At 44.4% G+C, this 12,672-nt stretch carries 12 protein-coding genes; 3 read left to right on the forward strand and 9 right to left on the reverse strand.

The features are described 5' to 3' along the window. Positions 1–288: 288 nt before the first annotated feature. The 5 genes from ACFPU1_RS00750 to ACFPU1_RS00770 all read right to left on the reverse strand — a co-directional run bounded on the left by ACFPU1_RS00750 (position 289) and on the right by ACFPU1_RS00770 (position 6,260). Complete coding sequence (locus ACFPU1_RS00750) at positions 289–1,794, reverse strand: S41 family peptidase (protein ID WP_385937341.1); 1,506 nt, start codon at positions 1,792–1,794, stop codon at positions 289–291. A 372-nt stretch (positions 1,795–2,166) separates the two neighbouring features. Further along, entirely contained in the window at positions 2,167–2,844 is a 678-nt protein-coding gene (locus tag ACFPU1_RS00755; protein WP_385937344.1) for an ABC transporter permease subunit, read from the reverse strand. After that, a complete protein-coding gene (locus tag ACFPU1_RS00760) occupies positions 2,834–3,865 on the reverse strand; it encodes a methionine ABC transporter ATP-binding protein (protein ID WP_385937347.1) in 1,032 nt (343 codons plus the stop codon). The genes ACFPU1_RS00755 and ACFPU1_RS00760 overlap by 11 nt, the downstream gene beginning before the upstream one ends. A gap of 100 nt (positions 3,866–3,965) precedes the next feature. Beyond that, a complete protein-coding gene (locus ACFPU1_RS00765) occupies positions 3,966–5,174 on the reverse strand; it encodes a pyridoxal phosphate-dependent aminotransferase (protein WP_385937350.1) in 1,209 nt (402 codons plus the stop codon). Positions 5,175–5,411: 237 nt separating this feature from the next. Beyond that, positions 5,412–6,260, reverse strand: a complete 849-nt coding sequence (locus ACFPU1_RS00770; protein ID WP_385937353.1) for a manganese catalase — start codon at positions 6,258–6,260, stop codon at positions 5,412–5,414. Between the two features lie 380 nt (positions 6,261–6,640). On the opposite strand from ACFPU1_RS00770, the gene ACFPU1_RS00775 reads away from it, so the two are divergent. From ACFPU1_RS00775 to ACFPU1_RS00785, 3 genes are all read left to right on the forward strand, one after another. Further along, on the forward strand, positions 6,641–7,399 hold the full coding sequence (locus tag ACFPU1_RS00775; protein ID WP_385937356.1) for a hypothetical protein: 759 nt from the start codon (positions 6,641–6,643) through the stop codon (positions 7,397–7,399). 248 nt (positions 7,400–7,647) lie between these two features. Next, on the forward strand, positions 7,648–7,842 hold the full coding sequence (locus ACFPU1_RS00780) for a hypothetical protein (RefSeq protein WP_385937359.1): 195 nt from the start codon (positions 7,648–7,650) through the stop codon (positions 7,840–7,842). A gap of 33 nt (positions 7,843–7,875) precedes the next feature. Then, the gene (locus ACFPU1_RS00785; RefSeq protein WP_385938221.1) at positions 7,876–8,484 is read left to right on the forward strand and encodes an STAS domain-containing protein; all 609 of its coding nucleotides are present in this window, start codon (positions 7,876–7,878) and stop codon (positions 8,482–8,484) included. Positions 8,485–8,610: 126 nt separating this feature from the next. Here ACFPU1_RS00785 and ACFPU1_RS00790 read toward each other — a convergent pair whose 3' ends face one another. The 4 genes from ACFPU1_RS00790 to ACFPU1_RS00805 all read right to left on the reverse strand — a co-directional run bounded on the left by ACFPU1_RS00790 (position 8,611) and on the right by ACFPU1_RS00805 (position 12,666). Next, positions 8,611–10,062 carry a murein hydrolase activator EnvC family protein gene (locus ACFPU1_RS00790; protein WP_385937362.1) on the reverse strand — a complete coding sequence of 484 codons (1,452 nt, stop codon included), beginning with the start codon at positions 10,060–10,062 and terminating at the stop codon, positions 8,611–8,613. 84 nt (positions 10,063–10,146) lie between these two features. Beyond that, positions 10,147–11,040, reverse strand: a complete 894-nt coding sequence (gene ftsX, locus ACFPU1_RS00795; RefSeq protein WP_385937365.1) for a permease-like cell division protein FtsX — start codon at positions 11,038–11,040, stop codon at positions 10,147–10,149. Then, complete coding sequence (gene ftsE / locus ACFPU1_RS00800; protein WP_100400221.1) at positions 11,030–11,716, reverse strand: cell division ATP-binding protein FtsE; 687 nt, start codon at positions 11,714–11,716, stop codon at positions 11,030–11,032. Before ftsE ends, ftsX begins: the two co-directional genes overlap by 11 nt. 602 nt (positions 11,717–12,318) lie before the next feature. Beyond that, entirely contained in the window at positions 12,319–12,666 is a 348-nt protein-coding gene (locus ACFPU1_RS00805) for a c-type cytochrome (protein WP_385937368.1), read from the reverse strand. Positions 12,667–12,672: the final 6 nt, after the last annotated feature.

The raw sequence follows: 12,672 nt of genomic DNA on the forward strand, positions 1-12,672 counted from the left end.
GTGAGCTGCAGGCCCCCTCATCCAGCTGTTTTTTACATGGATGATATATTTTTGTGTGTTTATTATGTAGGTTTCTTAAAAAAATCACTTTTCTTACGCATGTATGTGATATGCCCTACCCTTATTTAGCCATGAGAACCATGCATTTATCAATATAGAAAATCCGTTCGGTCCCTTTCATGATATCATCTTTTTCATACAATTCTCCTTATATTTCGACACTCCTTCTCTCCTTTCCTCCATGCCGATAAAAAAACAGGCAGGGAATACATCCCAGCCTGTCTGCTGTTATTCAGCACCACTCTGTTCTACAACCAATTCGATGGCTGTTTTTAACTGTTCATCATTATCAGGGTCGCGGACCAGCTCAACTAATTCCTGGTGCATCGCGTTTGCTGTCTCTTCATCAATGATTCCTGTAGCCTCTATATCGCTGGAATTTTGAAAAGCCTGCACTGCCCGCTCCGTCTGTGCATCAAAATAGCCATCTGTCCGACCTGTTTCATACCCCAGGCCTGTCAGCATTTCCTGGGCTGCCCGGATCTGATCCCCCATTGAATCCTTTTCAAGAGGTTCTTCATCGTCGACAGCAAGGGCTGCCAGGTAAAAATACTCGGGCTGCTGGACTTCCACTGTCGGCTCAACCCCGACTTCATTGATGTCATTTCCATCAGAAGTCAGCCATTTAAAGAGAGACAATTTCAATTCACTTCCGTCTCCGAGCTGAATTGGCTGCTGAACCGTTCCTTTTCCATAGGTTGTCTCTCCAACAAGGTCGTAGTCCCCTGCTTCTTTTAACGCACCTGCAAGAATTTCAGAGGCAGAAACGCTTCCCCGGTCAATCACACCGACTACAGGATAGTCTTTTTCTTCTTCAAGGGAAGAAACGTAACTGGCCACCTCACCCTCACGAGATTCGATTTGTACAATGGACTCTCCTTGCGGAATAATCTGGTCGCCTATTTCCTCTACGCTGTTTAAATATCCTCCAGGATTTCCGCGCACATCAACGATAAGACCATCAATATCTTCGTTCTCCAGGTTTTCAAGATGTTCTGTAAATTCGTGAGAGGTGTTCTCTGAAAAAGATGTAATTTCAAGGACTCCTACTGTTTGTCCTTTATGCTCATATGTTTCACTGCGAACGGTTTCTACAGGGATTTCATCCCGTTCCACCTCAACAGTAAATGAATCTGAATTCCCTGGGCGGCTTATTGTAAGGTTGACTACTGTCCCCTTTTCACCGCGGATCTCCAGTACTGCTTCATACAGCGATAACCCTTCAGTGCTTTCTCCATCAATTTCCACTACCTGGTCATTCGGCTGAAGTCCCGCTTCTTCTGCCGGTGAATCCCTGAAAGGTGCTACAATCGTAACGTATCCATCGGTCATGCTGACTTCCGCCCCGATCCCTTCAAAATGAGAATCGAGAGACTCGGTAAACTGGGTTGCCGTTTCCTGGTCCATGTATACAGAATGGGGATCCTCCAGTTTTTCAACCATTCCCTCAATGGCACCTTCAATTAACAGGTCTTCATCTACTTCTTCTACATATTGCTGACTGATAATTTCAAAGGCATGATGTACCTTTTCAAAATCCCCGTCAGATGTTTGTCCACCCGGATTAAGTTCCTCTGCCAAATTTACAGAAGCCTCAGTCGCGGCTTCATCAGCAGGCTCCTGGCCCCTATCCTCGTTGTCGCCCAAAAAGTTGGACCCTGCGTATAAGCCTCCCCCTCCAGCCACAATTGCTACTGCAGCAATGAGTCCCATTGCTTTGCTGCTTATGTCCATCCCTTTCACCTCATTACACTGGAAGAAAAAGCATTACACACTTCGCTGTGTAATGCTTTATCACTGCCATTTAATTATTTAGAATCCCATTGTCCTATCTATCGTTTCTACTCTCAATTCCTACCTTCACATAACGCGGAGGAAGAGCTCTCAGCAGTATGGTTTTGCAAGGAAGTGCTTGCCACCATATATATGAAAACAATCAATCATTATGTTATGAACTTGTCTCTACTCATTAAATCACACAAAAGAAGCGAAAACAATTGGTGCCTGGCACCATATTTCATTTTATCCTAAATATCCCTTTAAAATCAGGACTAGACCCTTTTTCTGTTACAAACCCATGACATTCTGAAGTGGTGCCAGGCACCTTTATCTGCGCCGGCGGCCAGGACCAGTCGCAGCCAGCCCAAGACCAACGACTTTAAGAAGCAGCACCAGTAAAATAAGCAGGCTGACAATCGTATATAAGAGGCCCAATTCCTCTTCTGCGTATCCGACATGATAGGCAAGGCCGCCAAGTCCCCCGCCTCCAATGATTTCAGCAATAACCACTGCTCCTGTCACAGCTATGGCAGCTGTTGTGACGCTGCGAATGATTATAGGCCGCTTTTCTCTCCATAGCACCTTTAGCAGAATATCTTTTTTTGAAACTCCCAATGCCTCATAGGCTTCTGTAATTCCGTTATCAGCGGCGTAACACGACTCTATTGCTCTTCCTATGTAAGAAGTGAAAATAAGAATAAGTAACAGATTGACTTCCCACCAGCCAAACGGAGTTGAGATAAATTGCACACCAGGTAGGATAACAAGCAGCAGCAAAATAAATGGAATGGTATAAAACACAGCAAGTAAGACTTTAACTCCGTGATAGACTGCTTTTTTTCCGCTGCCCTCCCCTGAACGCATGGTTAGAAGGAACAGCCCCAGTACGCTTCCTAGAAGCAAGGAAGTTAAAAAGATGACTCCTATCGCAGCAAGTGTCTGCAGGGCAGCTTCCGATAGATTGGCTTCCCATTCGTTTAATGGTCCGTTCATATTAAAAATCATCAGGATCCAACCTTTCGATACCTATCCCTTCCCCTTTTAAAAATTCTAAGGAGGAGGATATATCTTTATCACTTCCCTGGATATGGACAACCATTCTACTAAAGGATTCATTCTTCAACTGTAAAACGGTGGCAGTCAATATATTCATAAATACATTATATTTTTTTGCTGCAAGGGCGTAAGCAGGCTTTATCGTGGCTCTTCCGGCATAGGTCAGAGTGACGGCCTGTCCAGCCTGGGTAACCACAGGCTTCATTTCCTCCGGGGCCCAGACAGGAAACAAACGGGATATAAGAGCCTTAGCTTCTTCACTTTGCGGGTTTGAGAGTAAATCAATAACCGGAGCTTGTTCAACTATTTTTCCAGAAGCCATAACTGCAGCCCTGTCGCAAAGCTTGCAAATGGTTTCTATGTTTCTAGTGCTCACAAGCATCGTTGTATGAAACTCTTTATTTACGTTTAACAAAAGAGAAATGAGTGAAGCTGCCCCTTCCCTATCAAGAAGGTCTGTCACTTCGTCACACAATAGAATTTCCGGTTCCAGGGCAAGAGTCCTTGTTAAAGCCGTCTTCTGTTTTTCCAATTCAGTAAGTTCCTGCGGATAAGCAGATTGTTTAGTCTCCAGGCCGGTAAACGCAAGGTATGTCTCCGTTCTCCTTTTTATTTCAGAGGATGAAACTCCTGTGAGCTTTAACGGAAGGGCAATATTTTCATAGACTGATGAGCATTCAAGCAAATGAGCTTCCCTCGTCACCATGCCAATATTTTGCCTGGCTTTCCTCAGGCTTTCGGCAGAGAGCTTCACCATATTATTGTCTTGTACAACGACCCTCCCCTTTGTCGGCCGATCCAGTACATTCACAGAACGAAGCAACGTGCTCTTTCCAGATCCTCTCGCGCCGGTTACTCCAAAGATCTCTCCTTTTTCCACGTTAAGCGTGACGTCCCGCAAAGCAGAAACAGACTTCCCTCTCTTATCTCGCCCCGGAAAATTCTTCACAACTTCATTAAGACTAATCATCAGATCATTCCTTTTTACGTAGGGTGCCTGGCACCAAAATGGTAGATAACTGGAAAACCTTTACCGATAAGGGTTTCCATGATTATAGATTACAATTAGGTTACGGTTGAGAATGGTGCCAGGCACCGCTGTGGGTACCGCGGTCACCAAGGCAGCGTTTGATTCGCTCCACCGCTTCTTCTAATCGCTCTTTCTCCTCAGTCAACGCTACCCTGATATACCCTTCTCCGTGCTCACCAAACCCTCGTCCAGGGGCAACGGCCACATAGGCCTCGTGAAGCAGCAATTCCGCGGTTTCATCGGATGTCATCCCATCAGGACACGGAAGCCAGGCAAAAAATGATCCTGCCGGTGCTTCCACTTGCCACCCGATAGAATGAAGCCCTTTGATCAATGTGTTCCTGCGTTCCTCATACATCTGCACAAGCTCCTCCACACAATCTTGGGAGCCAGTCAATGCAGTCGCAGCTGCTTCCTGAACCGCTCCAAAAATACTGACATACATATGATCCTGGTATAAATTAAGCATTTCAATCACAGAGGCGTTCCCTACGGCAAAAGCAATTCTCCAGCCAGCCATATTATAGGTCTTTGACAAAGTAAAAATCTCAATTCCCGTTTCCTTTGCTCCTTCTGTCTCTAAAAAGCTGAGTGGCTTTTTGTTATCAAAACCTATACTTCCATAGGCAAAATCATGTACCACACACAGGTCATGCTCCCTGGCAACCTTGACTGTTTCTTCAAAAAACTCTTTATTGGCTGCCGCCCCTGTAGGATTGTTCGGATAGTTTAAAAACATCAGTTTTCCTTTTTTCAAGGATTCTGCAGAAACCTCAGTGAAATCCGGCAAGAAATGATTTTCTTTTATCAGCGGCATCATCTCCATCTGTCCGCCGGCCAAAGCCACCCCCGACCAGTAGTCAGGATATCCAGGGTCTGGCACGAGGGCCGTGTCTCCTTTATTCAGCAGGCACTGGCTTACTTCCACCAGGCCTCCTTTCCCTCCAAACAGCACACACACTTCTTTTTCAGGGTCGAGTTCTACTCCAAACTGCTGTTGATAAAAAGAGGCGGCTGCTTCTTTTACATAGGAATGTCCTCGAAACGGAGGATATCTATGATTCTCGTATTTTTCCACAGCACTTTTCATACTATCGACAATGTGAGGAGGCGTAGGCTGGTCCGGATTGCCTTGTCCTAAATTTATAATGTCGGCTCCAGTATTCTTTAACTCGTTAACGGTTTTCACTAAATGTGCGAAGTATTGCTTAGGCAGTTGATCCATAATTTCTGAGCGCTTAAAGTCCATATGTAATCACCTTTCACTTAAATGGCTGTTTTCTTAATTTTATCTTCATAGATATCGTGGTAATAGTCAATTCTATCTCTTTTTTCCCAGTAAAAAAAGCTATTGACCCTTATCTGGTCAATAGCTGGTCTCCTCTATCTCTGAACCTCAACAGGAAAAATATTTATGTGAATGATTACCGTCACCTGTTTTACTTGTATAAGAGATTCATCACTTTTCAAAGCTTTCTTGCTTGCCTCAGCCCCGATGGGGAGGGATATGTTTCAATATGTGGGGTGGCGTATTAAACATGTACGGGGGAGCTGGGCGAATGAATGGCTTCTCTCCAAACGGCGGAGGATTTTCAACATAGGTGAACTCCCCTAAGCTATCCATGCTCGGCCCTGAGGCCCACCTTCCTTTACTGCTCTCTGTCCCTCTTGACAGGTCAAAATAGGTATAAGCCACCTCTTGTTTTTCCAGCTTCCTGGGGAACGTGGAAGGCACAACAATATTTTCCTGCTCTTCTAATTCACAAATTGCAGCATACCACATATTTTGATGCATCGTATCACGGGCAATGAGCCAGGAAAGCATATCTTTTACTCCCCTGTCATTTGTCATTTCATATAACCGGCATACTTGCAAACGGCCTTGAGATTCATAGGTTAAATTCATACGAAAGTCAGCAAGAAGATTTCCGCTTGCGTTAATATAGGCTGCCGTCCAAGGATTTCCCACACTGTCCGCAGGCATAGCTCCAAGCCCGGAGACAATCGCATGCTGAGGATTCATTCCGCCAAGAATAGCGCCGAGCACCGGGTCCTTGGCCGCTTCCTCCAAATCTCCAACAGGGGCACCATCAAGCAAACGGGCAATCATTGTACAAAGCATTTCCACATGTGCCAGCTCTTCTGTTCCTGTATCCATTAATAAGTCCCGGTATTTTCCATCTCCTCTTGTATTCCAGCCCTGAAACAAATATTGAAGTGCTACTGAGATTTCTCCAAACTGACCGCCTAAGACTTCCTGCAGTTTTTTAGCAAAAATAGGGTCCGGCCTGTCGGGCTTAGCGTGGTACTGCAATTCCTTAACGTGATAAAACAACCTGCCCCCTCCTTTCATTCCTCCTCTTCACTATATATATAAGCCAGCCCGTCTTATTCCTTCTATTTCATTCATACATGGTAGTCCTTAGAGAGGCACAAGCGGAGCAGGGATTTATACGCTTACTCTCTTTTCTAGTTTTTCAGCCAGTGATTTGTATTGACCATTTATTCTGAATCCTTTACACTTTTAAATGATAATCATTATCACCGGTAGGTGCTTTGGTAGGTGCCTGGCACCCTAGAACATGGAAATGCAGGGTTTCCCTATATACCACTGTTTCTGCTTTATTTTCTATTACAATTGAATTACATTTCCTTAGGGTGCCAGGCACCCTAGAAGAAAAATTGCACCACAATACTACATAAAGGTCTGGTTGTATGAATGAAAACATGTTAAAGGTCTTTTCCGTCACCAAAAGCAAACATACGATTGGCACGTATCGCCATAAGCTGCTGGAATTAACACGGAAAGAGGATTCTTCCGCCTTATTTGAATGGTACAAGCCATTAATATACGCACCCGGAAATGACGTTACAGCTGTCTTTTTAGCCAGCCGTATCAGCCGCTTTGCTGCTTTTGTCCACTGGGCCGCAGCTTCAGGACATTCCTGTGACTTTCAAAGCGTTTTTCTCTCCGCTGCCAGCTACCGAAAAAGAGAGCCAATTTTCACCTATCACGTTCCTGACTTTGAGACCTTTCACGACTCTTCTCACCAGGCACGTCTGTCTCATATCCAATATTTTTATCAAAAGGTTCTTTCGCCTGTCTTTCAACAATGGTGCGCTATTGCTGGATTGCCAAGCCGAGAGCTTTGGGGGCAATTATACTATCAGGTGCCTCACTTTCTGGAGCTCGCTTCCGCTCGTGAATCTGACGAAGTGAAACACCTTTTGGAGAAGGATTGGAATTACATAAAAAACGATGCTCCAGGAAAGTTTTTTTTAGAAAAGCAATCTCCTCTCCACTTTCATATCCGCCCTATACTCAATCCTGTGGACAACTCCACAACATACACGAAGCCTGTCTGCTGTTTAAATTACAAGCGGACAAAACAACCTTACTGTTATAAATGCCCACGACTGACCCCCGAACAAAGACAAGAATTTTATCAAACTTACCAGGGCAAAAAGCTGTAGTTTACGGGATGGTAAGACTTCCACCCCCGTTTTCCCCTTCCGTTGCAGCACTCTTTTTAGCCTTTCCTCTTCTTGCTTCCCTGAGCCTCTCTCATCTTTTCTATTTTTGTTTTATGGGAAAAGTAGTTTATAAAACGAATGTATTAATGTTACCCTAGTAGATGTGACACAGGACGCTAGTCGTATTTCTTTAGGTAAACAGAACATTTTAAAATACATTCTTATACTTAATCGAAAGGAGGGAGTACATGACTCCTTATTCCTTCACGTCATTCGACCATGCAGCCGAAAATGTACTAAAGATGGTTAGCGGTCTAATGGAAGTAAACACTTTGTTTATTGCTAAAAACGATAAACAAGATGTAGAAATCGTAAAATCTTTTAACCGGGACCGGGTTATTATCGAAGCTGGATTCGAAACAGAATATGAAGAGTCCTACTGACAATTTATTGTTCAAAACGGTCGGGAACCGTTTATCATTTCACACTTAGAACTGGACGAGGTAACAAAGGATATGGCAGTAACAAAAAACCTTGGGGGAGGGTCCCTGGCCGGCGTCCCTATCATGCGAAACAACGGGGAGAATTATGGCACGCTTTGTGCCCTGGACACCAGACCTGTTACCTTTACGGACAAGGACATTGAACTGCTCACAACCATGGCTGATATTCTTGGATATGTGATTGATTTAGACAGCGCAAACGAGCGAGTCCAATCCCTTTCCGTTCCTATTGTCCCCATATTTCCAGGAGTAGTGGTTCTGCCAATCATAGGAGAATTTGACCAGCTCCGCGCTGAAAGAATTTTAGAAGTGGCGCTGGCAGAAGCTCACGACTCCTCTCTGGATTATTTTATCCTTGATCTGTCTGGCTTACATCAATTTGACAGTTCATCTGCTGTATATTTATTTAAAATTATACAATCGTTACGGCTTATCGGCTCCGAACCTGTCTTAACAGGTGTACGCCCTGACCTTGCGATGGAAGCCATCAAACAGGATACACATTTTAAAGACGTGACAGTAAAATCGAACCTTGCCGACGCTTTGAAAGCTCTGGGCTTTACTCTGCAAAAAAATAAATAACCCTTCTCAAAGTCTTGAAAGCAGAGCCACCCAGTAAGGCGTGATTCACCTATTCAGTTGATGGAAATGGAATCATAAAAAAGCATGGATGAAGGCAGCCTCTTAGCCCCTTCAACCATGCTTTTTTTAATCAATATATTTTCTTGGGTTAACCGAATTAGACTTGGCACTGTTCCAGCCGCCTTCATGTACTTCAAAATGAAGGTGAGGTCCTGTGGAGCGGCCGGTGTTACCCATAATGCCTATTTGCTGGCCACGACTCACACGCTCTCCTGAGGAGACCCCTATGGAATCGAGATGGGCATAAAGAGTCGTCAAGGTTTGACCGTTTACATTGTGAGTAATCATTATCGTGTTTCCATACCCGTTCATATAACGAGCCTCAATAACTGTCCCTGACTCTGCTGCCATGATAGGTACATTAGATCTTCCACCCTGGCCAATATCAAGACCGTGGTGCATTCGTCCCCAGCGCGGGCCGTATTCCGACGTTCTTCTTCCCGTTGCCGGATTGTGCAAGCGGGCTCCGCTGTCTGCCGGTGCGGCGCTCGTTTCTGAAGCACTCGCGGAGCTTTCAGCGTTATTACCTGAGGACTCAGCTTCAGAAGAGCTGCCATCTTCACTTTCTTCCGCACTGGCTTCTGTATTGGCTTCTGCAGCAGAAGCAGAGGCTGCCACTGCATTCTCACTTCTTTCCTGCTGCTCTTGTTCACTCTGCCGGGTTTGCTCTTCTTCTCGTTTTCTTTCTGCCTCCTCACGCTCAGCTCGTTCTTCCTCTTCTCTTTTCTCACGAAGCTCTTCCTGACGTTGCCACTCGGCTAATTCCTGTTCCGCCGCTGCCTTTTGCCTTGCTAATACTTCCTCTTCATTTTCAATTCCCTCAAGCTGTTCAAGAAGCTCTATTTCTTCATCCTCTAAGTTGTTAATCAGCTCGTCTTTTTCCCCACGCTTGTTTTCAAGCTCCACCATTAAACTCTCTAACTCTTCAAGCTGGGATTCAAGTGAAGAAAGCTGGCCCTGAACTTCACTTTGGGCCGCCTCAAGCTGATCATGATCCTCTTTGTGTGCTTCAAGAATGGATCGGTCTTGATCTGCAATGGTTGTGAGAGCCGTTATACGATCGAGGAGATCTCCAAAGCCTTGCGCTCCAAGAAGCACCTCCAGGTAATTCACAGAGCCGCCGTTTTGGTACATAGCCCGGACACGTTCTTTTAAAATATCGTCCCTTTCCTCGATCCGTACTTGCAGCTTGTCAATTTCTTCGTTCAACTCATCAATTCTATTGCTAGTAGATTCAATGCTAGCTTTCTTTTCTTCCACCTTGTGGTTAGCTTCCACAATATCTTCGTCGAGCTCTCGAATCTCAATCTCTACCTCGGTAATACTTTCTTTAACTTCCTCTATCTCTTCTTCCTTTTTCTCTGCTTCTGCTTGATTTTCCTCGCGCTGTCCCTCTATTTCTTCTATTTTCCCTTCTAACTCTTCATTAGCATAAACAGCCTTGGAATGTGGAGATGGAAAGAAGCCGGAAAAAATGAGCATAAAAGCCAGAATGCTTAGAGCCAGTGTTTGTTTCACAATTCCGTCTCCTCCTTGTTTTGGATATTGCTATTCTCAGTACTGACAAGTAAGGGCATGGAGGCCTTTTTGCCAGCCATCCTGCTAAACTTTTAAAAACTTTCTCATAGACATCATGCTTCCCCACATGCCTACGAAGACACCAATCCCCGCCAGTATGACCGCAACGATGATGGTCAATGGATAAACACTGAGTAACTCAATAAACGCCAGCTGAAATCTATCATTAAAAAAGTCATAAAAATAAGTATAGCCTGTAACCAATACAACAATAGGCAAAATGGCCCCAATCATTCCATGAAGGATCCCTTCTATGAAAAACGGCCAGCGGATAAAACCATTGGTTGCTCCTACCAGCTTCATAATCTGTATTTCTTTTCTTCTAGCAATAATCGTTAATTTAATAGTATTGGAGATTAAGAACATCGCGGTAAACATGAGTCCGAGAACAAGAACCAAACCAGCAATACGCAGTATATTTGTAAATGTAAAAAGCTGGTCCACTACCTGCTGCCCGTAATCTACTCTTTCAACATTCTGAAGCCCCTCCACTTCCTCTGCCACTGCTCCTGTCTGTTGAGGTTCTTCAGCAGAGATAACAAACAAATCATTCAGGGGGTTTTCGTCCCGGAGACTTTCAAAGCTTTCTCCTTGATCCCCGAGGCTTTCGATCAAATCCTCCAGCCCCTGGTCACGATCCAAATATGTAACACCTTCTACATGGTGAATATCCTGCAGTTCTTCGTAGAGCTCCTCCTGCTCTTCTGCAGAAGCAGTCAATTCTACATAAGCCCTGATTTCTACATCATCTTCTACAGAACTCATAAATTCATTAATATTTAATAGTAAAAGCAAAAAGACACCAACGACAAAAAGCATGATCGTCACAGAGCTGATTGAAGCGAATGTCATCCAGCCATTACGTCCCAGATTTTTCAAGCCTTCTCTGCCGTGCCTTAAGAGGGTGCTACCTTTCATATCCATATCCCCCTCTGCGTTCATCCCTGGCAATTCGGCCATTCTCCACAGCTATCACTCTTTTTTTGATAGTATTCACAATGTCTTTATTGTGAGTCGCCATCACAATTGTGGTTCCTTGGCTGTTGATCTCTTCAAGTATGTCCATGATCTCCCACGCTGTGTCAGGATCTAAATTCCCCGTGGGTTCATCAGCAATCAGCACGCTGGGATTATTAATAATCGCCCGGGCAATGGATATCCTTTGTTGTTCACCGCCGGAAAGCTCATCCGGAAGGAATCTTGCCTTATTTTTCAGGCCGACAAAACCCAGGGTTTCCATGACTCTTTTTTTTATGACTGTTCTTTTTTCCTCAAGAACTTCTAAGGCAAATGCAACATTTTCAAAAACCGTCAGCGTAGGCAGAAGCTTAAAGTCCTGGAAAACCACCCCAATATTTCTTCTTAAATGAGGGACGTGTTTTTCTTTTAAGTCAGCTAACCTTGTTCCATTAATCGTGATTGTCCCGCTGGATGGCTTTTCTTCTCTGTACATCATCTTAATAAAAGTAGATTTTCCTGCACCACTGGGACCTACGACATAGACAAACTCGCCTTTCTTAATGGTGATATCAATCCCGTTCAACGCACGGACACCATTAGGGTACCTTTTTTCAACATCTTTCATTTCAATCAAAATGATCACTTCCTGAATCTGAATGGATGGAATTTCGGACAGGTCAAAACAGCTATGGAGAGTAATTGTACCGGGGAAGGTCTTTCTTTTACAGATTGCACAAGCTGACCGTTCTTGTTTTTCCCTGATCTATTCTGCCATGAGATAGTTCAGCGGAAAATACACTTGTCCAGGGAATGATTTCCTTGAGAAACGGCATTAAGCCCATTTTGTCATTACAAACCACGCTTCATTCTCTTATCTATATTTTCAACATAATTCGATATCCTTCCACATTATATCACCTTCATCGTGGCAATAGGCTTACCTTTGTATTACATTTTTATTTCACGTACATAGGGAAACAAGAGTGAAATCATGGGTTCAGCGAGGATGTAACAAAGTGAAAATGTACAAACGGTGAGGGAGGTCTGACAGGTGTAATTCATACAGGAGGTAATTTAAATGAGTAGGAAGAGGTGTTCATAGAAGGATGACGTGGTTTCAAAAGGGGATGTTTAAGAGGTAAGCAGACCGGAACTTGTCCGGTCTTTTTTGACAGATGCCTTTTCCTTTGCAATCAACAGATGTAAGGCATAAAGACCATCCTTACTGGTGATCTATTACTGCTGAGCTACCCAGGCTGATACCTGCTCTGCTTCTTCACCTTCAACGATGTCAGCAGGCATACCAGGTCTGCCATTTTCAATGGCGTCAAGAACTTCGTCCTCACTAAATCCTTCACCTGCTAGTGCAGGTCCAGATCCGCCTTCAAGGTCGCCGCCATGACAGCTGGCACAGTTTCCTTGATAAATATCTTCTCCGGCACCCTCATGAGTTTCCCCAGCTTGCTCTTCTTCCTCTGGAGCTTCTTGTGGTGCTTCTTCGTCTACCGGTTCTTCTTCCTCAGCGCCACAGGCACCAAGAATAAGTACAAGGCTTCCGCCAATTGCCATTAAATACTTCTTCATAATATC

Source organism: Thalassorhabdus alkalitolerans (genome assembly GCF_042656525.1).
GTDB classification, from domain to species: domain Bacteria; phylum Bacillota; class Bacilli; order Bacillales; family Marinococcaceae; genus Thalassorhabdus; species Thalassorhabdus alkalitolerans.